The following is a 19,861-nucleotide window of genomic DNA, read 5'->3' as shown; positions in this document are numbered from 1 at the left end:
CGTGAGCGCAGAGCACGATGGTGCACGTGCAGTTGCACGCCCCTTGGATCCCCGCGGGCTTCGTCGTCGACCGTGCGCAGTTGGTCGGGACGAGGACCAGGCGGCCGAGCGAGTCGGAGGTGACCGGCATGACCCCGCCGGGTCCAGCCGTGTCCGCCCCCTTATGGGAGGAGCTCTTCATGGGCACCGGTGCGGCCCTGGCCGTCGATCCTGACGTTGTGACGTGTACCCTCGCGCCCCGCTACGACGCGGTGAAGACAGCTCGCGATTTCACCAGAACGACCCTGCTCCGCTGGGGCCTTGAGAATCTCTTCGACGATGTGGCACTGGTCTCCTCGGAGCTGGTGACCAACGCGCTGCGCCACGCGATAGGCCAGCCGACCGTCGCCGACCTGGCGGAGGCCTGCTGTCCGAGCTCGGCGCTGGCCGGGTTCCCGGTGCAGGCGGGCAACGGCCGCGCGCCCGAGGGGCAGGGACAGGCGGCGGAAGGCCGGCTGCCGGTCCGGCTCAGTCTGGTCCACCGTGCCTCCCAACTGGTCTGCGCGGTCAGCGATCCGAGCACCGAGGGCCCGGTGACCCGGGAGGCGGACTTCGTCGCCGAGTCGGGCCGCGGACTGCACCTGGTCGACTCCTTCAGCCAGTCCTGGGGCTGGCACCCGCTGGCCTCCGGGGCCGGGAAGGTGGTCTGGGCCCTGTTCCAGGCCGACGAACCGTCAGCAGAAGTACCAGGTCTGGCCGCTGACGCGATGTCAGCGATGACCGCCTCGGCCGGACGCCACCGCCGCTCCGCCTAGGGACCACGCCGTGCACCACGGGGCACCTCCCGGTCGATGGCCGGGAGAGCCGCGCCTGTGCGCGGCGTTTCGCTGTTCCCTGGTGTGCCGGCCACGCCGTCCATGCCAGCCACGCCGTCCATGCCGTTCGCTGAACAGCCGGCACCGCACGAGCCACCGCACCGGCCCGGACACGTCGAACGCCGCCGCGGCACGGACCCCCACGACGGCGTGTTTTCGTGTCACCGGACCAGCCGGGCCCTCAGGCCACCAGGTGGTCGAACTCCCCGTCCTTGACACCGAGCAGCATCGCCTCGATCTCGTCGCGCGTGTAGATGAGCGCCGGACCGTCCGGGAAGCGCGAGTTGCGCATCGCGACCGCACCGTCGGGGAGGGCGGCGAACTCCACGCAGTTCCCCTTGGAGTTGCTGTGCCGACTCTTCTGCCAGACCACACCGTCGAGGTCCGCAGCCGCCATGCCGTTGTACGTGTGGTGCATAGAAATCTCCCAAGAGCCTGGAGTGCTCGTACTACTCGGCGCCCGACCGCTTCGGCCGCCGGCCGCCTCCGGCTCGTACGGGCAGGGCTGGTGCCTTACTAGTCGTAATAATAACGCTAATGCACGTGCATCGGCATGTGATTTTGCGCGTGCAGAAGCCTGTACGACAGGTGACCAAATCGAGCCCTGGAGGCCTTGTCAGGTCCACCGAATCGGACATCTGTTGGCAAATCGCTCAATGATCCGTAACCCGGCGTCGGCAAACCGACCGGCCAGCCTGACCGGTTCGACCATTGACACCCGCCACAAATGATCAACTTCGCAGCCAATTCCTCACACTCCGTCACATTCGCACCAAGGGCCGAGGGTTTTCACGCGACTTGTCCGGATTGGGGGCCCGCCGGTGTCGAATCCGCTCTCCCACCAGGACGTGTTGGAGTGCCTGGCCGGATGCGGGGCGATGGCGCGCATGTCCTACGATCTCCGGCATGAGCACTGCAGCCATCCCGGGCGCACCACTGCCCGTCCGCACGCCAGGCTCCCGCGCGCGGGGGCGCCACCGTCGGCCCGAAAGGCCCGAGGTGCCGATCGGCGCGCCGGCGCTCGTGCTCGCCGTCCCGGCCGAGGCCGGCCCGGCCGCGGTGGCGCTGGTGGACGAACTGGTCTCGATGATCCGCTTCGAGCAGCCGGGCATCGAGGTGGCGGCCGGCTGGCTGCGCACCGCCCCGGCGGCGGAGCAGGACCCGACCGACGGCGAGCCGGCCCCGGATCCGCGGGAGCCGGGCGCCGATGAGCAGGGGGCGGCGGCGCCGACGACCCGGCCGACCGCGACGGTCGAGGAGCTGATCTCCTGGGCGCTGGCGGCCGGACGACCCGCGCCGGTGCTGGTGCCGCTACTGCCCGGCCCGCACGACTACCTGATGGACCTGCACGCGCTGGCCACCGAGACCGGCGCCCTGCTGACCGACGCGCTCGGCCCGCACCCGCTGCTGGCGGAGGCCGTGCACGTGCGCCTCTCCGAGGCCGGCCTGGCCCGCGCCGACCGCGCCCGGCTCTTCGCCATCACCACCGCCGCCGACGGCGTGGTGCTGATCACCACCGGCGGCCAGGCCGCCGCCGACGCCGCCGGCATCACCGGCGTGCTGCTCGCCGCCCGCCTGGCGGTGCCGGTGGTCTCCGCCGCGCTGGACGTGCCGGGCTCGGTGGCCGACGCGGTCGACCACCTGCGGGCCACCGGCTCGCAGCGGCCGGCGCTGGCCCCGCTGGTGATCGGCCCGGAGGCCGACGAGCAGCTGCTGCTCGCCGCCGCCGCGGAGACCGGTTGCGAGAGCGCGGCCGTGCTGGGCGCCTACCCGACGATCGGTCAGCTGGTCGCCTCGGCGTACCTGGCCGCGCTGCCGGTCCCGGCGGTCGAGGAGGCTCCCGTCGAGGAGGCCCCGGACGACCAGGCCGCTGCGGGCGAGTGACCCGCTAGACGGCGAGTCAGCACGAGACAACACCAGATAGCGGACAAGGCCCTGGCCCTGCCCCCGGCGCGAGCGCTGGGGGCAGGGCCGGCGGCATGTCCGGCCACGGCACCGGGGCGGCCGGGTCCGGGCCCGGGGCGGCGAGAACGGCCCCTGAGGCCTCCCTCACGGCCCGGAAAGGGCGGGCGGGCTCGCGGCCGGACGGGCCACCTCCCCGGCAACGCCCAGGCGACCGGCAGGTGACGGCCCGGCGGCGGTGCGGGGCGCTCGGCGCGACTCCCGAGGGGGCGGCAGCAGGCGGTTCGCGGTGGCGACCTGACGGAGTGACAGAAGGTGCAAAACGGACATTCGGTTGATGTCGGCCAGTCACGCCGCGCTGCGCCGGATGAGACTTTGGTCCTACCTCGAGCCGTTCCCGCAAGACGAATTTCCAAGATCCCCAAGAGATCTCCACACCCGGAAAGCGGACGGACCATCAGCACCGCGCGCCCTGAAGGAGCGCCATCTCCCGAACCCCAGACGTCAGTTGCGCACCGCGCCCGGACCACTCCTCCGACGCCCCCTCAGTTGTGCCGCCGGGGCGATCTTGAAGCTCCCGTGAAGTGCCTGTGACGGCCGTCACAGCTGTTTGCGGTTTCAACTTATCTCTGTCTAACGTGCTCCCCGTTCGTGGTCACACGGACCCAGCGCAACCGGACGCCTAGTCCTGCCACCGGCCGCGCTGGCAGCGCGAAAACGCAACCACGGCAGGAGCGGGGGAACCAGGTAAGCCGCTCCGGCGCCGGTCTTCGGACCAGGTGCCCGGGGCTAGGGGTGAAGCCGCGCAGCGCGCGGCCGGGCAACTCCAGCCCGAATCCGACAGCTCACCTCGCAGGCGTAGGAGAGGATCGCGTCTTCATGCTGCCCACTTCCGGCACGACCCGTCCGTCCCGTAACGCCCGTCGGGTGATCGCGGCCACCGGTCTGCTCGGCCTCGGTCTGACCCTGCCGTGCATCACCGCCACCACCGCCAACGCGGCGCCGGTCTCCACCTGGGACAAGGTCGCCCAGTGCGAGAGCTCCGGCGACTGGAGCATCAACACCGGCAACGGCTACTACGGCGGCCTCCAGTTCAGCGCCTCCACCTGGGCCGCCTACGGCGGCACCCAGTACGCGGCCCAGGCCAACCAGGCCACCAAGGACCAGCAGATCGCCGTCGCCGAGAAGGTGCTGGCCGACCAGGGCCCCGGCGCCTGGCCCGTCTGCTCGATCCAGGCCGGCCTGACCGCGGGCGGCCCCGCCCCGGCCATCAACCCCGGCGGCTCGACCAGCTCCTCGGCGGCCACCACCAGCGCCCCGGCCCCCAGCACCCCCGCCCCGAGCGCCCCGGCGCAGAGCAGCGGCTCGCACCAGGGCGGCTCGGACCACGGCAACTGGGGCCACTGGAACCACTCCCAGGGCGACCAGAGCTACACCGTGAAGGCCGGTGACTGGCTCTCCACCATCGCCAACACCCACCACGTGGACGGCGGCTGGCAGAAGCTCTACGACCTCAACAAGTCGGTCCTGACCCAGGGTCCGGACCTCCTGTACCCGGGCGAGCACCTGTCGCTCGGCACCCAGGCCGCCCCGGCCACCCAGGCCCCCGCCAGCACCCCGGCGCCCGCCCCGGCCCCGGCGGTCACCGCCCAGACCACCGCCGCCACCAGCGCGCCGGCCGCGACCGGCTCGATGGCCGCCGCGATCAGCTTCGCCGAGTCCCAGGTCGGCCAGGCCTACATCTACGGCGGCACCGGCAACGGCGGCTGGGACTGCTCCGGCCTGACCCAGGCCGCGATGGCGAAGGCCGGGATCTCCATCCCCCGCGTCGCCGCCGACCAGGCCGCCGCCAGCACCCCGGTGTCGATGAACAGCCTGCAGCCGGGCGACCTGCTGTTCTGGTCGAACAACGGCCAGGACTCGGGCGTCTACCACGTCGCCATCTACGTGGGCAACGGCCAGTTCGTCGAGGCCGCCAACCCGAGCGCGGGCGTGAAGTACGAGACCATCAGCAACTACGCCCCGGACTTCGCCGGCCGGGTCTGAACGACCTGACGGACGCGTGGTGAAGAACGCGTCCTGACGGGCACGTGCCGATCGGCACTCTCCGATCGCAACCGCAGGGCAGCCTGAAGGCCGCCTCCCCGAAGGGAGGCGGCCTTCGGCCGTGCTCGGGCATGCCGAGGTCCCCCGCTGATCGATCAGCTGACGCGGAGACGTTCCAAGAACTCCGGGACGCCCTCGACCTGCTGGTAGCGCCTGAAGGCCGGTGCGAGTTCGCGGACCAAGGTCACACACCGCTCGGCACCGATGCGGGTGGCGAGATCAAGGGATTCGTTGGTGACGGCGAGGGCACGCTCGACCTCGCCGGACTGAAGATGGCTCCGTGCCTCGTAGGTCAGGAAGATCCCGCGCGTCTTGTCCCGGGAGCGGGGCAGCAGCGACATGCCCTCGGTGATCCGTGCCTTGGCGAGGTCAGATCGGCCAAGGTCGAGCATGCACTGGCCGGAGTCGACGGTGAGGTCTGCGGGGCTCATCCACACACACCAGCTGGGGGCGGGGTCGGCGGCTGTGGTCGACAGCTCGGTCTCGGCGGCGGACAGGTCGCGGTAGCAGTCCGAGCGCTCGCCAAGCGCGGCATGAGCCCTGGCCCTGCGCAGGAGGAGCAGGGAGCGGGCCGTAGGGTGCTCGGTGCGGGAGAGCGCGTTGCCGAGGAGGTCCACGGAGATGTTCGGCCGGCCGAGCCAGTTGGACTGGTAGGCGAAGTCGGACAGGACGCCGGCTCCGAAATCGCGGTCGCCGGCAGCGTGTGCGCTGTGCAGGGACGCCGACCACAGGCGGCCTGCGGCTGAGTGGTGACCCTGGTCGAAGCGATGCCAGCCGCAGGTGGTCGCCAGGGATGCGGCGAGAAGGTGCAGTCGCTTGCCGGTGCGCTCACTGTAGCGGCCGTCGGCAATCAGGTCGGTGACCGTGGCGAGGTGAGCATCCATCAGTTTCGCGGTGTGCTGGCGTTGCTCGGTCGGAAGCGTCGTCAGTCGCGTACTGGTGGACTCCAGCCAGTCGACCAGCTCGCCATCGACGCTCCTACCGCCCAAGGCGGTGGTGAGGTGGTCCGGTTCGACCAGCGCCCACTGGGCTGCGAGGCCAGCCAGCGAGATGGCGCTGAAGGTCATGAAGTTACGACGGTCCATCGCGGTTCTCTGGGCCTCTCGAAGTGTTTGAACGGTATACGCGGAACCCAGCGGCAACGGGACATCGTGCCCGGGCAGCCAGTCCGGCCAGCCGAACATCTCGACGTCCTCGACCGGGACGTCCAGGGCATCGGCGAGCAGCAGTTCAGACTCCGAGCTCGGCCCAGCCTGGTAGTTCTCCCACTTCCAGACTCGCTGTCGATCGATCCCCGAGCGGAGCCCACGCTTGGCGGCGGCCTGGCGGCACAGCCGCGCCAGGTCTTCCAACGTCAGCTCGCGCTGGACACGCACGTATGTGAGGGGGTGCCGGATCGGATCGTCCACGGGCCAATCCCATCATCCACAGTGACCGGCAGCTTACTGCGCGCGAGAGCGGGACTACACCGGGACGACAGGCAACGCCTGTCCGACTACGAGCAGTTGGGCTGTACTCATCATGCGTCGACAAGTTCCCGCACGAAGCGGAAGGAGTCCGCTCATGAAACGGCGAGCTGCGGTCACCGGCCTCGGCCCACGTTACCTATTGACGGAGGGTTCCATGGCACACACCATCCGCTACCACCGCCGCATCGCGTCTCGGCCGCGAACAGTTGTCGTCCAGCCCGACGGCTTCTGCAACCTGGCCTGCCGGTACTGCTACCTCCCGGACAAGGAGCGGCGGTCGCCCATGCCGCTCGCCGTCGCCGAGGCGGTAGCCCGCTCGGTCTCCGAGTTCGCCGACCCGTCGTCGCCGCTGGAGATCGTCTGGCACGCCGGGGAGCCGATGGCCCTCGGGGTCCGCCGCTTCGTCGAACTGGTCGAGCCGTTCGAGGAGCTGAGGCGGACCGGAGCGCTGCACCATTACGTGCAGACGAACGCCACGCTGGTCACGGACGCCTGGTGCGACTTCTTCGCCGACCGGGAGTTCCGGATCGGGGTGAGCGTCGACGGCCCCGCCGCGCTCAACTGCGATCGGGTCGATCGCACCGGGAAGCCCGCGTTCAGCCGGAGCATACGGGGTATCCGTCGCCTGCGTGACGCCGGCATCGGCTTCTCGGTGATCGCGGTCGTCACCGCGGACGGCATCAGCCGGCCGGAGGAGCTGCTGGACTTCTTCGCCGAACTCGGCTGCCACACGGTCGGCTTCAACATCGAGGAGTCCGAGGGTGCCAGCACCACCAGGCAGACCCCCGTGCTCGAAGAAGCCGTCGAATTCTGGCGCCGGACCATCACCTGGACCCGCGCGCACCCAGAGCTGAGGGTCCGGGAAGTGGACCGGCTGGGCGGCTACCTGCGTGCGCCGGGCCGGGAACGGTTGGCGGGACGTGCTGATCGACCCGATACCCGCTGTCTCCTCCGCCGGGGAGGTGGTCCTCCTCTCCCCCGAGCTGGCGGGCGTCACCGCCCCCGGGTACCAGGACTTCCGCGCCGGAAACGTCCTGGAGCGGTCCATCGGCGCCATGCTGACGGACGCGCACCGGCTGCGCTACGTGGACGAGTTCCTGACCGGCCTCGACAACTGCGAGGCCACCTGCGAGTTCTTCGGATTCTGCCGGGGCGCGCAGGCCGGCAATCGCTTCTTCGAGAACGGCTGCTTCGACAGCACCGAAACGAACCACTGCCGCGTGTCGAAGCAGGCCCTTCTCATCGCTCTGTCCGATACCGTCCGCAAGGAGCAAGCCGCATGACCCTCCTCGAACTACTGGAAACCGCCCAGGCCAGCGTGATCACCGATCTCGTGGGCGTCCTGGAGGTCGAGCCCGCGGTGGGCAAGTTCGACAACCGGCCCACGTGGGACAACACGTCGTCGTCGTTCGACAACCGGCCGACCTGGGACAACTGGAACAAGAGCAGCAAGTAGACCTGTCGCCAGGCCCGTGGATGAATTGGCGGGCCGGGCCCGCTTTCGAGAGCGAGACACCATGGACAGCCGCACCTTCGGCCGCGTCAGCGTCACCCTGCCCAACCTCGCCGACGGCTACCTCACCAACGTCACCACGCTGGAGAGCGGACGAGGCTCCGTCCAGGAGTTCCGGTACGCCGACGCCGACCTCCGCGACCTCGACCTCGCCCGGGCCCGCCTCATCACCGGCCGCGTCACCCACCTTCACGCGACCCGCGTGCGTCTGGATGACGTCCGGGTCGACTCGGTGGAGTTCGACAGCTGCGACTTCGGCTCTGCCGACTGGAGCGACAGCAAACTGTCCCGCGTCGTCTTCCGCGACTGCAAGATCATGGGCGCCAACCTCACCAGGGTGAACCTCGACAGCGTCCTCTTCGAGAACTGCAAGCTCGACTACGCCACCTTCGAGCAGGTCCGTGCCGCCGGCCCTGTCGCCTTCTCGAAGACCGCCCTCATCGAGGCGTCGTTCAACGGCTGCGACCTCGCCAAGGTCGTCTTCGACGACTGCACGCTGCGACTGACGGAGTTCGGCCGCGGCACCTACAAGGAGACGGACCTGCGCGGCAACGAGCTGACCACCGTGCGCGGGGTCGCCAACCTGGCAAAGGTCATCATCAACCACTCCCAGCAGGCCGATCTCGCCCAGGCCCTCACCGCGGAGCTGGAGGTCATCTACGACGAAGACCTGGACAACGGACGGAGTAACTGGTGAGCCTGAGGATCGCCCTCGGCTTCGATGCCCTCCGCGAACGCTGCCAGGTCGCCGACGTCCGGACGGCGCACGGGGATCCTGAGTACGAGGACGGCGCGGTCCTGCCATTGGGTCCCTGGCGCCCCGTCACCCTCGGGACAGGAGCACACGTCACATCGACGGAGGAGACCCCGGACTCTGTCCTGGTGGAGCTGGTCGAGAAGATCGACCGTGCCCAGCTTGACCGCCTGGACGTCACCCAGCTCGGCACCACCGAAAGCCCCGCGAAGGCTCTCACCACCACTCCCAACTACCGCGACGGCCGGCGCATCGGACTGCACCTCGACAACTGGGACAAGCTCACCTACGCCGCCAAGCACACCGGCCGGCGACGGTTGTGCATCAACCTCGGTCCCGGCAGCCGGTACCTCCTGCTCGGCGACACCGACATTCAGGCGATCTGCCGCGCGGTCCACCAGGACTACGCGACTCGGTACCCGCACACGGACGACCTTCGCGCCTACGTCGCCGCCGGACGCCCCCTGCGGTGCCTGCGCATCCGGCTCGAGCCCGGTGAGGGTTACGTCGCGCCTACCGAGTACCTGCCACACGACGGATCGACCGACGGCCAGCAGCACTCCACCGCGGCGTTCTGGCTGGGCCGCTGGCCGCGTGGCACGTTCGGGCGACCATTGCTCCACCGGTAGCCCCGCACTCGCCGAAATCCCCGCTGCCGGGCGCCGGCGCGCCACCATCAGCGCTGCGGGCCGGCCCCCGTGGAGCCCCGGACCACCAGTTCGGGCTGGAACATGAACTCACCGCGCTGGGCCGGCTCGCCGCCGACCTCCTCCAGGAGTGCGTCCACCGCCGCCGTGGCCATCGCCTCGACGGGCTGGCGGATGGTGGTGAGCGGGGGGTCGGTGAAGGCCATCAGGGGTGAGTCGTCGAAGCCGACCACCGAGACGTCACCGGGCACGCTCAGCCCGCGCTGGCGCACCGCGCGGATCGCGCCGAGGGCCATCAGGTCGCTGCCGCAGACGATCGCGGTGCAGCCCCGGTCCAGCAGCGCGCCGGCGGCCGCGTGGCCGCCCTCGACGGTGAACAGGGTGTGGTGCACCAGTTCGTCGGCCTGCTCGGCGGTGTAGCCGAGGACCGAGCGCAGCGCGGCGGTGAAGCCCTCGATCTTGCGGAGCACCGGCACGTACCGGCGCTGACCGACCGCCAGGCCGATCCGCTGGTGGCCGAGTTCGGTCAGGTGCTGGACGGCCATCGCCATCGCGGCCCGGTCGTCGGGCGAGATGAACGGCGCGGTGATCTTCTCGCTGTAGCCGTTGATCAGCACGAACGGCACCTGGCGGCCGGTCAGCTTGGCGTACCGGTCGTGGTCGGCGGTGGAGTCGGCGTGCAGGCCGGAGACGAAGACGATGCCCGCCACGCCCCGCTCGACCAGCAGCTCGACCAGTTCGTCCTCGGTGGACCCGCCCGGGGTCTGGGTGCAGAGCACCGGCGTGTAGCCGTGCCGGCTCAGCACCTGCTCGATCACCTGGGCCAGCGCGGGGAAGATCGGGTTGCCGAGCTCCGGCGTGATCAGCCCGATCAGCCCGGCGCTGCGCTGGCGCAGCCGGGTGGGCCGCTCGTAGCCGAGCACGTCGAGCGCGGCCAGCACGGTCTGCCGGGTGGCGGCGGAGACGCCCGCCTTGCCGTTGAGGACGCGGCTGACGGTGGCCTCGCTGACCCCCGCCTGCGCCGCGATGTCCGAGAGTCGCGCCGTAGTCACGATCCCAGAGCCTATTGCAACCATGTCAGACCGCCCACCAGCTGGTGCTGTCCGGCGCCAGCAGTCCCGGCTCGACGCCCTCGCCGGAGCTGAGCAGCAGTCGGCCGGCGGTCGGGTACGCCACCGGCTGCCGGGTGGTGTTGGCCAGGCAGACGAACGAGCCGCGGCGGAAGGCGAGCACGCCCGGGGCGGACGGCAGCCACTCCACCTCGCGGCCGGCGCCGAGTTCGGGGCGCTCGCGGCGCACGGCCAGCGCGCTGCGGTAGAGCTCCAGGGTGGAGGTCGGGTCGCCGGTCTGCGCCTCGACGCTCAACTCGGCCCACTCGGCGGGCTGCGGCAGCCAGCTGGGGCCGCCGGTGGTCGGGCCGAAACCGTAGGGGGCGGTGCTGCCGGACCACGGGAGCGGGACCCGGCAGCCGTCGCGGAAGCCGTCCTGGCCGTCGGCGCGGAAGAACGAGGGGTCCTGGCGGACCTCGTCGGGCAGGTCGGTGACGTCCGGCAGGCCGAGCTCCTCGCCCTGGTACAGGTAGGCGGAGCCGGGCAGCGCGAGCATCAGCAGGGTGGCGGCGCGGGCCCGGCGCAGGCCGAGTTCGCGGTCGCCGCGCTCGCGCAGCTGGGTGCCGCCGGGCGGGTTGGCGAAGCGGGTGGCGTGCCGGGTGACGTCGTGGTTGGAGAGCACCCAGGTGGCGGGGGCGTCGACCGGGCGCATCGCGGCGAGCGAGGAATCGATCACGGCGCGCAGCTCGGCGGCGTCCCAGGCGGTGCCCAGGTACTGGAAGTTGAAGGCCTGGTGCAGCTCGTCGGGTCGCACGTAGTTGGCGGTGCGCTCGACGGTGGGGGTCCAGGCCTCGGCGACCGCGATCCGCTCGCCGGGGTACTCGTCGAGGATCTTGCGCCAGGCGCGGTAGATCTCGTGCACGCCGTCCTGGTCGAAGAACGGCATCACGTCGTTGCCGAGCAGCTTGAGCTGGTCGTGGGTGCCGAGGTCGGGCAGGCCGGGGGCCTTCACCAGGCCGTGCGCGACGTCGACCCGGAAGCCGTCGACGCCCATGTCCAGCCAGAAGCGCAGGATCGAGCGGAACTCGTCGGCGACGGCGGGGCTGTCCCAGTTGAAGTCGGGCTGCTCGGGGGCGAACAGGTGCAGGTACCAGTCGCCCGGGGTGCCGTCGGGGTCGGCGGTGCGGGTCCAGGCCGGGCCGCCGAAAATGGACTCCCAGTCGTTGGGCGGCAGTTCGCCGGTCTCGCCCTTTCCGGGGCGGAAGTGGTAGCGCTCGCGCAGCGCGGAGCCGGGGCCCTCGCGCAGCGCGCGCTGGAACCACTCGTGCTGGTCGGAGGAGTGGTTGGGGACCAGGTCCACGATGATCCGCAGGCCCAGCGCGTGGGCGTCGCGGATCAGGCCGTCGGCGTCCAGCAGGCTGCCGAACATCGGGTCCACCGCGCGGTAGTCGGCCACGTCGTAGCCGGCGTCGGCCTGCGGGGAGGCGTAGAACGGGGAGAGCCAGACCGCGTCCACGCCCAGCTCGCGCAGGTAGGGCAGCCGGCTGCGGACGCCGGGCAGGTCACCCATGCCGTCGCCGTTGGCGTCCGCGAAACTGCGCGGGTACACCTGGTAGATGACCGCGTCCCGCCACCAGCCTCTGGGCTCGCCGGCAGGGGTGGCGGCGGAGGCGGTCAGCCGGGTGGTGTCGGCCAGGTTCTGGGTCATCAGGCGGATCCCTCGAGGACTAGGTGGCGTGCCGACAACTCGCGCGAAGGGGCGCTCAGTGCACGCGTAACAGGCAGAATACTGATATGAGTTGAGTGTCCGTCAGGACTTCGCGGCACCTGCGGTCAGGCCGGCGACCAGGTGCCGCTGGACCAGGTAGAAGAAGGCCGAGGCGGGGATCGCGATCAGCACCGCGGTGGCGGCCATCAGGTTCCACTGGCTGTCGTGCTGGCTGACGAAGGTGGTCAGGCCGACCGCCAGGGTGTACTTGTCGGAGCTGAGCATGAAGGTGGAGGCGAACGGCACCTCGGCCCAGCAGGTCAGGAAGGTGTAGAAGGCGGCCACCGCCAGGCCCGGGCGGGCCAGCGGCAGGATCAGCCGCCAGAAGGTGCCGAACGGGCTGAGCCCGTCCACCCGCCCGGCCTCGTCGATCTCCACCGGGATGGTGTCGAAGTAGCCCTTCAGCAGCCAGGCGCAGTACGGCACGACGGTGCCGGCGTAGACCAGGATCAGGCCGCCGTAGCTGTCCAGCAGGTTGAGGCTGGCCAGGATGTAGTACATCGGCACGATCAGCACGGCGATCGGGAACATCTGGGTCACCAGCAGCGACCACATCAGGGGGCGCAGCCCGGGGAAGCGCATCCGGGAGACCGCGTAGCCGGTGCTGGCGGCGATCATCACGCCCAGCACGCAGGTGCCACCGGCCACCAGCAGCGAGTTGCCGAACCAGGTGAGGAAGTCGGTGTGGTTCAGGACCTCGGAGAAGTTGGCGAAGCTCGCCTTGTGCAGGATGCCGCCGGGCTTGAGGTAGTCGGTCTCGTCCGGGCCGAGCGCGATGTACGCCAGCCAGAGCACCGGGAAGACGGCGACGAAGGCGGCCAGCACCAGCACGCCGTGGGTGAGCACGGAGGCGGTGCGGCTACGCTCGCCGCGCCGGCGGACCCGGGTGGTGCCGGCCGTCCGGGCGGGCTCCGGGCGGGCGGCCGGTGCGGCGGTGGCGAGGTCGGTGGTGCTGGTCATCTGGGTCCTTCCGTTCCTGCGGTCCTGCGCGGGCTGCGTGGTCGCGTGGTCTCGTGGCGGAGTTGCTGACCGGCCGTCAGATCGCGGTCTGGTCGTTGCGCTTGAGCCAGCGCTGGTAGAAGCCCGTGAAGACGATCAGGATGGAGAGCAGGATGATCCCGTAGCTGGCCGACTGGGCGTAGTCGCGCGGCTGCTGGCCGAAGCCCAGCTGATAGGCCCAGGTCACCAGGATCTGCACGTCGGGGGCGTTCATGCCGAACAGCAGGTAGATGATGGCGAACTGGTTGAAGGTCCAGATCACGCCGAGCAGCACCACGGTGCTGGAGACCGAGCGCAGCCCGGGCAGGGTGACGTGGCGGAACTGCTGCCAGGCGCTGGCCCCGTCCATCTCGGCGGCCTCGTAGAGCTCGCTGGGGATCGACTGCAGGCCGCCGAGCAGCGAGAGCATCATGAACGGCACGCCGCACCAGGTGTTGACCAGGATGGCGGCGGTCTTCTGCGCCAGCGGGTCCTCCAGCCAACTGGGCTGCGGCAGGTGCAGCGAGCCGAGAGCCGCGTTGACCAGGCCGCCGTCGGCGAGCATCAGCCGCCAGGAGAAGACGGTGACGAAGGTGGGCACCGCCCACGGCACGACCAGCAGCATCCGGTACGCGGTGCGGCCGCGCAGCTTCTGGTTGAGCAGCAGCGCCAGGCCGAGGCCGGTGCCGACGGTCAGCGTCACGCAGAGCACGGTCCACTCGATGGTCCACACGAAGTGCGACCAGAAGCGGTCGTAGGAGCCGGGGCCGAAGAGGATGTCGGAGTAGTTGCGCAGCCCGACGAAGTTGAAACTGTCGGGGATGTGGTTGACCCCGACCGTGTGGCCGACGTTGAGGCTGTTGGCGTCGGTGAGGGTCAGGTAGACGCCCCGGCCCAGCGGATAGGCCACCAGGACGCCCAGCACGATGACCACCGGTGCCACCATCACGTAGGCGTACCAGTACTTGCTGTACGAGAGCTTCAGGCGCTGCGCCAGGGCTGCCATGGGGTGACACCTTCTTGGGAGGGACGACGTGCCGGAGGGCGGGGCGGTCGGACATGGCACCGGCCGCTCGGCCCGCCCCCGGGGCGGGCCGAGCGGCGTGCGGACTACTGCTTGGCGAAGTCCGGCAGGATCTTCGCGTAGTCCTGGGCGGTGGCGTCCAGGCCGGCCTGCACACCCTTCTGGCCGGTGGCGACCTGGGCGAGGTTGGTGCCCAGCGAGGTGAAGAGCGAGGCGTACTCGGGCAGCGCCGGGCGCGGCTGGGCCACGTTGAGGATCTGCTGGAAGCCGGCGATGCCCGGGTCGGACTTCACCCCGGCGGTGAAGGCGTCGGAGCGGGTTGGCAGGGTGGAGTTCTTCTCCGCGATGAACGACTCGCTGTCGGCCGAGGTCATGAAGGCGGCGAACTTCTCGGCGGCGGCCTGGTGGGCGGCGTCCGAGCCGGCGTAGACCGCGATGTTGTGGCCGCCGGTGGGGGCGCCCGCCTTGCCGGCCGAACCGGCCGGGACGGCGGCGATGCCCAGGTTGGTGTGGTCGGTGAAGGCCGAGCCCTTGTAGATGTTGGTGATCTCCCAGGGGCCGTTGATGATCGCCGCGACCTTGCCGCTGTTGAAGGCGTCCATCATGTGGGCGTAGCCGTCGGAGGTGATGTCGGCCTTGACCGTGCCGGGCGCGGTGAACAGCGACTGGTAGGTGTTGATCGCCTTGACGGCCTCGGGCGAGTTGACGGTGATCTTCTTGTTGGCGGCGTCCACCATGTCGGTGCCCTCGCCGAAGAGCAGCGGCATCGCGTAGTAGCCGTCGCCGGCGCGCATCTCGAAGCCGTCGACGCCGGTCTTGGCCTTGATCGTGGCCGCGTCAGCCTTCAAGTCGTCCCAGCTGGTCGGCGCGGTGGTGATGCCCGCCTGGGTGAAGAGCGCCTTGTTGTAGAGCAGGCCCAGGGTGTCGGTGACCAGCGGGACGCCGTAGGTCTTGCCCTGGTACTGCGCCTGCTTGATCAGGCTGGGCTGGAAGACCGAGGCGTCGGGCAGCGCGGGGGTGCCGTCCAGCGGAGTCAGGTAGCCGCCCTTGGCGAAGGCGGCGGTCCAGCCGACGTCGGAGCGGAAGACGTCCGGGGCGCCCTTGCTGCTCATCGCCGTCTGCAGCTTGTTCTGGGCCTGGTCGAACGGCACGTTGACGAAGTTGACCTTGATGGCCGGGTTGGCGGCCTCGAACTTCTGCACCACGGCCTGGTAGTTCGGCGCCTCGTTGGTGGCGTTGGAGGTGTCCCAGTAGGTGATGGTCACCGGGCCGGAAGCCGTGCTGGAGGAGCCGGAGCCGCTGCTGCCGCAGGCCGCGAGAGAGACCGCGAGGGCTGCAACGAGGGCGGAGGCCGCGATGCCACGCCGCATGAGAACTCCTTGGGGGAAGGGTGGTGGGGGTGGGTGGCCCGGGCGCGGGGACGGGAGCGCATACTTGCCCCCTGGCACCAACCGCACTGGCTGCCGGCGCCGGGCTTGTGAGCAGGAACGTAACAGCGCTGCAAGGCCGTTTGAAAGTTCTTGCAGCAAGTTTCTGCAAGAGGCGGGCGATCGTTACATTCGCGTGTCCAGAGAGTTGCCTCCACGCGTCTTGACCAGCCCGGCTGGTTCTTGACAGCGCAGCGCCCCTGCCATGGGATTGGTCCGGGCCGCCCCCACCCCACGGGCGGTTCCGCCCTGGCCGGTGCAGTCCAGGGTGTCAGTCGCTCAGGAGGCGCAGATGGCGTATTACCGCACCGTTGGCACGGTGCCGCCCAAGAGGCACACCCAGCACCGCGACGAGGCCGGCGGCCTCTACTACGAGGAGCTGATGGGCGAGGAGGGCTTCTTCTCCGACTCCTCGCTGCTCTACCACCGCGCCATCCCCTCCGCCCTGGTGGACAGTCGGATCTGGGCCCTGCCGGACGGCAAGCCGGAGCCGAACCACCCCTTGAAGCCCTTCCACTTCAAGCTGCACGACCTGTTCCCGGGCGAGGAGTGGCGCCAGACGGACGCGGTACGCGGCCGCCGGCTCGTGCTGGCCAACGCCGACGTGCGGATCGCCTACGTCGCCTGCGGTCAGCCCTCGCCCCTCTACCGCAATGCCATAGGCGACGAGTGCGTCTACGTGGAGTCCGGCAGCGGCACGGTGGAGACGGTCTTCGGCAGCCTGGAGGTGGGCCAGGGCGACTACGTGATCCTCCCCCGCGCCACCACCCACCGCTGGCTGCCGAGCGGCGAGCAGCCGCTGCGCCTCTACGCGATCGAGGCGAACAGCCACATCACCCCGGCCAAGCGCTACCTCTCCAAGTACGGCCAGTTGCTGGAGCACGCGCCGTTCTGCGAGCGCGACCTGCGCGGGCCGGTCGGGCCGCTGGTGGTCGGCGAGGACGAGCGCGCCGAGGACACCGAGATCTACGTCAAGCACCGCGGCAACGGCTCCAGCGGCGTCGCCGGCACCGTCTTCGTCACCCCCAGCCACCCCTTCGACGTGGTGGGCTGGGACGGCTGCCTCTACCCGTACGCCTTCAACATCAGCGACTACGAGCCGATCACCGGACGGATCCACCAGCCGCCGCCGGCCCACCAGGTCTTCGAGGGCAACAACTTCGTGATCTGCAACTTCGTACCGCGCAAGGTGGACTACCACCCGCTGTCGATCCCGGTGCCGTACTACCACTCCAACGTGGACAGCGACGAGGTGATGTTCTACTGCGGCGGGAACTACGAGGCCCGCAAGGGTTCGGGCATCGGCCAGGGGTCGATCTCGCTGCACCCGGGCGGGCACACCCACGGCCCGCAGCCGGGCGCCTACGAGCGCTCGATCGGAGCCGAGTTCTTCGACGAACTCGCGGTGATGGTGGACACCTTCCGCCCGCTGGAGGTCGCCGAGGGCGGCCGGGCGAGCGATGACGGCAAGTACGCGTGGAGCTGGAGCGGGCGCGGCCCGCAGGACGGTGGCAAGCAGCAGTGACGGCTCAGCAGGCCCTTCAGAGCTGGATCCCGGTGCCGGAGGGCTCCCCCTTCCCGGTGCAGAACCTGCCCTATGGCGTGTTCACCCCGCGCGGCTCCGCCCAGCCCCGGGTGGGCGTGGCGATCGGCGAGTTCGTGCTGGACCTCTCGGCGGTCTGGGCGGGCACACCGCTCGGCGGTGACCTGGCCACCGGCTCGCTCAACCGCTTCCTGCGCCGCGGACCCGCCGAGTGGGCGTACGTGCGCGAGCGGGTCACCAACCTGCTGACGGACGACGGCGAGCGACGACTGGTGGAGGCCAACCTCCATCGGATCGACGAGGTCAAGCTCCACCTTCCGGTGGAGGTGGCGGACTACGTGGACTTCTACGCTTCGGAGCAGCACGCCACCAACCTGGGCCACATCTTCCGGCCCGGCGGCGAGGCGCTGCTGCCGAACTGGAAGCACCTGCCGGTCGGTTACCACGGGCGCGCGGGCACCGTGGTGGCCTCCGGCACCGAGATCCGCCGCCCGAGCGGGCAGCGCAAGGGACCGAACGACCCGGCACCGGTCTTCGGCTCCTCGGTGAAGCTGGACATCGAGGCCGAGCTGGGCTTCGTGGTCGGCGCCGGCTCGACGCTGGGCGAGCCGGTGGGCGTCGACGACTTCGCGCAGCACGTCTTCGGCGCGGTGCTGCTCAACGACTGGAGTGCCCGCGACATCCAGGCCTGGGAGTACGTGCCGCTCGGCCCGTTCCTCGGCAAGTCCTTCGCCACTTCGATCTCCCCCTGGGTGGTCCCGCTCGCCGCGCTGGAAGCGGCCCGGGTGGCCACCCCGGTTCAGCAGCCGCAGCCGCTGCCCTACCTGGTGGAGAAGGAGCCCTGGGGGCTGGACCTCGAGCTGGAGGTGCGGCTGAACGGCGCCGTCATCTCGCGCCCGCCGTACGCCGGGATGTACTGGTCGCCGGCCCAGATGCTCGCGCACACCACGGTCAACGGCGCCTCGCTGCGCACCGGTGACCTGTACGGCTCGGGGACGATCTCCGGCGCGGCGGCCGACCAGCGCGGCTCGCTGATCGAGCTGACCTGGAACGGGCGCGACCCGATCACCCTGCCGGACGGCTCCACCAGGACCTTCCTCCAGGACGGCGACACCGTGACGATGACCGCCTCGGCGCCCGGCGCGGACGGCGTGCGGATCGGGTTCGGCGAGGTGACCGGCACGATCGCGGGCTGACGGACCGACAGCGGAGCGGCCGGCCACCCCGATCAGGGGGCCGGCCGCTCCGCTCTGTCCTCATCGAAGGTCCGCACAGGATGAGGCGGCTCACCCGAACAGGTGAAGCGTGGGGTCAATCTGAGGATGCGTCACATCACCGGACCGCCGGACGGGCATAGGTCTGTCGGCACCCAGCCGTCAGTACACACCCCGTCAGCACACTATCGATCCGGTGGAGTAGCCATGCCCGCCCCCCGTCGTCGCGCCCTGGCCGTCTGCGCCGCCCTCGCGGCGGTCCTCGGCAACACCGTCCCCGCTCTCGCCGCCACCGCCCCCGCGCTGCTGCACGCGCCGATCGTGGCCACCTCCCCGCACCTGGTCGGACCGCACGGCACCCCCATCACCCAGGGCACCAGCACCAACTGGGCCGGTTACGCCGCCACCGGCGCCAAGTTCACCAGCGTCAGCGCCAGTTGGGTCGAGCCGACCGGCCTGTGCACCAACGACGACACCTGGTCCAGCTTCTGGGTCGGCCTGGACGGCGACGGCAGCGACTCGGTCGAGCAGACCGGCAGCGAGGTCGACTGCTCCGGCGGCTCACCGCAGTACTACTCCTGGTACGAGATGTACCCGGCCTACCCGGTCATGTTCACCAACGAGGTGCGGCCCGGCGACCACTTCACCGCCTCCGTGACCGAGACCGGCGCCGGCTCCTTCACCCTGAAGCTCGCCGACACCACCCAGGGCTGGAGCCACAGCATCAAGCGGACCCTGCCGGGCGCCGCACTGGCTTCGGCCGAGATCATCGCCGAGGCCCCTTCGGACGCCAACGGGCCGCTGCCGCTGACCGACTTCCAGCAGGTCGACTTCACCGGGGCCACCGCCAACGGCAGGCCGATCGGCGGCTTCTCCCCGGAGAACGTCACCATGGCCGCCCACGACGGGACGGTGCTGGCCAGCACTTCGCCGCTGACCGACGGCAACGCCTTCTCGGTCAACTGGCACCACAGCTGACCGCACGCCCAGGGCCCGCCGGTCGTGACCGGCGGGCCCTGGGCATGTCGACTCCGGCGTCCCGGTCCTCAGACCAGGGCCGGCTGGTTGATCAGGTGCTCGACCAGGGCGAGCAGCACGTCCCGCCCGAACGCACGCGTCCGCACGTCGCCGACCAGCAGCGGCACCTGCGGGTCCAGGTCGAGCGCGACGCGGATCTCGGCGGCCGTACGGGTGTTGACGCCGTCGAAGCAGTTGATCGCCACCACGAAGGGGATCCGCCGGCTCTCGAAGAAGTCGATCGACGCGAAGCTGCTCTCCAGCCGCCGGGTGTCGGCGATCACCACCCCGCCCAGCGCGCCGTTCACCAGGTCGTTCCACATGAACCAGAAGCGCTCCTGGCCCGGGGTGCCGAAGAGGTAGACCACCAGCTCGGGGCCGATGGTGATCCGGCCGAAGTCGAGCGCGACGGTGGTGGTGTCCTTCGTGTCCACCCCGTCCAGGGAGTCGACGCCGACGCTGGCCCGGGTCAGGTACTCCTCGGTGCGCAGCGGGGTGACCTCGCTGACCGAGCCGACCAGGGTGGTCTTGCCCACCCCGAAGCCGCCCGCGATCAGGATCTTGACAGCGGCCGGGGCCGCCTGACTGTCTGTCAT

The 19,861-nt window shown here is 70.4% G+C and carries 17 protein-coding genes and 1 riboswitch; of the genes, 9 read left to right on the top strand and 8 right to left on the bottom strand.

The window, feature by feature from the left end:
- Positions 1-179: 179 nt before the first annotated feature.
- Positions 180-794, top strand: coding sequence for an ATP-binding protein (locus tag P3T41_RS23260; RefSeq protein ID WP_280691928.1), 615 nt, complete (start codon positions 180-182; stop codon positions 792-794).
- Positions 795-1,035: 241 nt separating this feature from the next.
- On the opposite strand, the gene P3T41_RS23255 is transcribed toward P3T41_RS23260, so the two are convergent.
- Positions 1,036-1,272: a DUF397 domain-containing protein gene (locus tag P3T41_RS23255; RefSeq protein ID WP_280691927.1), complete on the bottom strand. Its 237-nt coding sequence runs from the start codon at positions 1,270-1,272 to the stop codon at positions 1,036-1,038.
- A gap of 488 nt (positions 1,273-1,760) precedes the next feature.
- On the opposite strand from P3T41_RS23255, the gene P3T41_RS23250 reads away from it, so the two are divergent.
- Together P3T41_RS23250 and P3T41_RS23245 are read left to right on the top strand one after the other, a co-directional pair.
- Positions 1,761-2,738 (top strand): hypothetical protein, encoded by a 978-nt coding sequence (locus P3T41_RS23250; protein WP_280691926.1) that lies wholly within the window; start codon positions 1,761-1,763, stop codon positions 2,736-2,738.
- Between the two features lie 726 nt (positions 2,739-3,464).
- Positions 3,465-3,628, top strand: a riboswitch (cyclic di-AMP (ydaO/yuaA leader).
- A gap of 7 nt (positions 3,629-3,635) precedes the next feature.
- Entirely contained in the window at positions 3,636-4,802 is a 1,167-nt protein-coding gene (locus P3T41_RS23245) for a transglycosylase family protein (protein WP_280691925.1), read from the top strand.
- 155 nt (positions 4,803-4,957) lie between these two features.
- Here P3T41_RS23245 and P3T41_RS23240 read toward each other — a convergent pair whose 3' ends face one another.
- Positions 4,958-6,271, bottom strand: coding sequence for a helix-turn-helix transcriptional regulator (locus P3T41_RS23240; RefSeq protein ID WP_280691924.1), 1,314 nt, complete (start codon positions 6,269-6,271; stop codon positions 4,958-4,960).
- A 214-nt stretch (positions 6,272-6,485) separates the two neighbouring features.
- Here P3T41_RS23240 and amcA point away from each other — a divergent pair, with 214 nt between their 5' ends.
- The 3 genes from amcA (at position 6,486) to P3T41_RS23225 (ending at position 9,227) form a co-directional block, all read left to right on the top strand.
- Positions 6,486-7,787 carry a multiple cyclophane-containing RiPP AmcA gene (gene amcA / locus P3T41_RS23235; protein ID WP_280691923.1) on the top strand — a complete coding sequence of 434 codons (1,302 nt, stop codon included), beginning with the start codon at positions 6,486-6,488 and terminating at the stop codon, positions 7,785-7,787.
- A gap of 61 nt (positions 7,788-7,848) precedes the next feature.
- On the top strand, positions 7,849-8,541 hold the full coding sequence (locus P3T41_RS23230) for a pentapeptide repeat-containing protein (RefSeq protein WP_280691922.1): 693 nt from the start codon (positions 7,849-7,851) through the stop codon (positions 8,539-8,541).
- On the top strand, positions 8,538-9,227 hold the full coding sequence (locus P3T41_RS23225) for a hypothetical protein (RefSeq protein WP_280691921.1): 690 nt from the start codon (positions 8,538-8,540) through the stop codon (positions 9,225-9,227). Before P3T41_RS23230 ends, P3T41_RS23225 begins: the two co-directional genes overlap by 4 nt.
- Before the next feature lie 47 nt (positions 9,228-9,274).
- On the opposite strand, the gene P3T41_RS23220 is transcribed toward P3T41_RS23225, so the two are convergent.
- The 5 genes from P3T41_RS23220 to P3T41_RS23200 form a co-directional block, all read right to left on the bottom strand.
- Complete coding sequence (locus tag P3T41_RS23220; protein ID WP_280691920.1) at positions 9,275-10,321, bottom strand: LacI family DNA-binding transcriptional regulator; 1,047 nt, start codon at positions 10,319-10,321, stop codon at positions 9,275-9,277.
- Position 10,322: 1 nt separating this feature from the next.
- The gene (locus P3T41_RS23215) at positions 10,323-12,002 is read right to left on the bottom strand and encodes a glycoside hydrolase family 13 protein (protein ID WP_280691919.1); all 1,680 of its coding nucleotides are present in this window, start codon (positions 12,000-12,002) and stop codon (positions 10,323-10,325) included.
- A gap of 102 nt (positions 12,003-12,104) precedes the next feature.
- Positions 12,105-13,022, bottom strand: coding sequence for a carbohydrate ABC transporter permease (locus P3T41_RS23210; protein ID WP_280691918.1), 918 nt, complete (start codon positions 13,020-13,022; stop codon positions 12,105-12,107).
- 76 nt (positions 13,023-13,098) lie between these two features.
- Positions 13,099-14,046 (bottom strand): sugar ABC transporter permease, encoded by a 948-nt coding sequence (locus P3T41_RS23205; RefSeq protein WP_280691917.1) that lies wholly within the window; start codon positions 14,044-14,046, stop codon positions 13,099-13,101.
- A 104-nt stretch (positions 14,047-14,150) separates the two neighbouring features.
- Positions 14,151-15,434, bottom strand: a complete 1,284-nt coding sequence (locus P3T41_RS23200) for an extracellular solute-binding protein (protein WP_280691916.1) — start codon at positions 15,432-15,434, stop codon at positions 14,151-14,153.
- Positions 15,435-15,783: 349 nt separating this feature from the next.
- Between P3T41_RS23200 and P3T41_RS23195 the strand changes: the two genes are divergently transcribed.
- From P3T41_RS23195 to P3T41_RS23185, 3 genes are all read left to right on the top strand, one after another.
- Positions 15,784-17,016, top strand: a complete 1,233-nt coding sequence (locus P3T41_RS23195) for a homogentisate 1,2-dioxygenase domain-containing protein (protein WP_280691915.1) — start codon at positions 15,784-15,786, stop codon at positions 17,014-17,016.
- Positions 17,013-18,230, top strand: a complete 1,218-nt coding sequence (gene fahA / locus P3T41_RS23190; RefSeq protein WP_280691914.1) for a fumarylacetoacetase — start codon at positions 17,013-17,015, stop codon at positions 18,228-18,230. The genes P3T41_RS23195 and fahA overlap by 4 nt, the downstream gene beginning before the upstream one ends.
- A gap of 225 nt (positions 18,231-18,455) precedes the next feature.
- On the top strand, positions 18,456-19,226 hold the full coding sequence (locus P3T41_RS23185; protein ID WP_280691913.1) for a G1 family glutamic endopeptidase: 771 nt from the start codon (positions 18,456-18,458) through the stop codon (positions 19,224-19,226).
- A gap of 68 nt (positions 19,227-19,294) precedes the next feature.
- Here P3T41_RS23185 and P3T41_RS23180 read toward each other — a convergent pair whose 3' ends face one another.
- A complete protein-coding gene (locus P3T41_RS23180) occupies positions 19,295-19,861 on the bottom strand; it encodes an ATP/GTP-binding protein (RefSeq protein WP_280691912.1) in 567 nt (188 codons plus the stop codon).

The organism is Kitasatospora sp. GAS204B, assembly GCF_029892155.1.
In the GTDB taxonomy this organism is placed as follows: domain Bacteria; phylum Actinomycetota; class Actinomycetes; order Streptomycetales; family Streptomycetaceae; genus Kitasatospora.
This window is presented reverse-complemented; position numbering and strand designations above follow the sequence as displayed.